At 43.6% G+C, this 2553-nt stretch carries 1 protein-coding gene; it reads left to right on the top strand.

Features of this window, described 5'->3' with window-relative positions; all coding sequences use genetic code 11:
- Positions 1-2553, top strand: a 2553-nt coding sequence (locus VM802_RS14850; RefSeq protein WP_325531800.1) for an RHS repeat domain-containing protein, incomplete at both ends; no start/stop codon positions are given.

Here is a 2553-nt window from a genome sequence, read left to right on the forward strand (position 1 = left end):
GACTTCAACGGAAAGATATTAAGCACTTATCAACGGTATACTAACCCACGCAGTGGTATTACTCCCCAAACTACTGTTCTTACCATGATGGCGTATGATCAGGCGGGCAGACCAATCAGCGTAACGAAAAGGATTAATGACGATCCGGGGCTGGAAAGAGTTATTGCAACCAATGACTATGACGAACTTGGAAAATTAAAGACTAAAGCATTGGGTTTGCAGGCTACCAACCAGGCTATTGAGCAGCTGTCCTATGAGTATAATATTCGTGGTTGGCTGAAGAGTCTGAATAAAGATTATCTGATCAATGGTAATAATCTCTCTCACTTTGGGGAGGAACTGAATTATGACTATGGCTTTGATTCCAGGCTTTACGATAGTAAGATATCTGGTATTCGCTGGAAGGGCTGGAATGACCCACAACCTAAAGCTTATGGTTACAGCTATGATAAAGCAAGCCGTTTGACTCAGGCATATTTTACACAGCAGAATACTACAGGGGCGCCCTGGACAAAAGATAAGATGGATTTTGCGGTTCCCTGGGTTACCTATGATGCCAATGGAAACATTACGAAAATGTCGCAGAAAGGCATGGATGGTACTAACATTGTATCAATAGATCAGCTGGCGTATAGTTATTATCCCAATAGCAATAAACTATCTTCCGTATTTGATACAAGTGGAGTGTCCTCAGCTCTGGGTGACTTTAAGGATGGTCACAAAACTGATGGTGATTACATTTATAACCCCAATGGTAGTTTGTCAAAGGATCTGAATAAGGGGATATCTGCTATCAGTTATAACCATCTTAATCTGCCTGTACAGATCAATATTGACAACAAAGGAATCATCCGCTATCAGTATGATGCAGCTGGTAATAAATTAAGAAAAGAAGTAACAGACAACACCGTATCGCCGACCAGGGTCACTACTACCAATTACATCGGAGGGTTAGTATATCAGAATGATAGCTTGCAATACCTGGGACACGAAGAAGGGCGTGTGAGGCTGGTGTATAAAACAGGTGTTGCCCCCTCTTATGTATATGACTATTTTGTTGAAGACCATCTTGGTAATACCCGGCTGGTGCTCACAGAACAAACGGATCTTTCTATGTATGCCGCTACGATGGAAGTACCGGCTGCGGCCAAAGAGACGGCGTTGTTCAGTAATATTGAAGCCACCCGTGTACCCAAACCGGTAGGTTATCCTTCAGATGGCAGTGCAGATAAGAATGAATCAGTTGCGAGGCTGAATGCAAAAGATGAAGGAAAGAAGATTGGCCCCTCTTTGGTTCTCAGAGTAATGAGAGGGGATACCATCCAGATAGGCGCCAGAGCATTCTATAAATCCAACGGTCCTAAGGAAAAACAGTCTACAGAATTACCTGCTGAAAATATAGTAGCGGACCTGATACATGCGTTTGGCGGGCAGGCTGGGCCTGCATCAGATCACAGCACAAGTGCAGTGAATAATCCAACGCCTTTTAATACCAATTTTTACAATAATGATTACAGGAAGTTAAAAGAAAAAGACCCCAACCAGAACAAGCTGGATAAGCCCAGGGCTTATCTGAATTTTGTTTTGTTTGATGATCAATTTAAGCTGGTGGAAGAGAATAGTGGTGTAAAGCAGGTGAAAGGAGAACCTGATCAGCTGCAAACCATTGCGCAGGAAAAGATGCCTATCACAAAGAGTGGCTTCCTGTATGTATACACCAGCAATGAAAGCCCTCAGGATGTTTTCTTTGATAATATAGTAGTGACACAGGCAACGGGAAAAGTGCTTGAAGAAACCCATTACTACCCGTTTGGACTAACGATGGCGGGAATCAGCAGTACTGCATTAAAGTCTGCCAGGTACCCGGAGAACAGGGTGAAGTATAATGGAAAGGAATTGCAGGCTAAAGAGTTTGGGGATGGCAGTGGGTTAGAGTGGTATGATTACGGTGCAAGAATGTATGATCAGCAGGTTGGCAGATGGATGGTATTGGATGCGCAAAGTGAAAAATACGCCTCACTTTCTCCTTTCAATTATAGTGGCAATGATCCTATATTGAATATGGATGTTGATGGTAACAGCTTCTTCCCTTCAACAAACTGGATGGCCAGTCTTCAGTCTTCTTTAAATGTTCAGTGGACAAAATGGAGAAACGAGGCTTATTCCAATTATCAAAAACAACTGGAATACGGACATTGGATTGCTACAACAGATGAAGGCCGGTTTTATGAGATGAGGCGCCAGGAGGGGCAGGCGATACGTGATGACTTTATGGAAGCGATCCGGCCTTATATGTATACGGGAACAAAGGGTAATGTTTCCTACGGGGACGGAGGAATAGCCTCCCAGATGTTTTATGGGATAACTAATCTGCTAACTTCGTTTATACCTATCCTTGGCCCTGCTTCACGAGCAATGGCGGCATTAGGAAAAGGGGACAAAAAAGGGGCCATTATAAATGCGATATTAGCCGGAGTGGAGGGAGGTGCCTGGCTGGGTGGAGCAAGTAAGGTGGCGGGGAGAAGTACAGCTACAATAAATTCTGAAGGATTT

The sequence above is a fragment of the Chitinophaga sp. genome (assembly GCF_035538455.1).
Lineage (GTDB): Bacteria > Bacteroidota > Bacteroidia > Chitinophagales > Chitinophagaceae > Chitinophaga.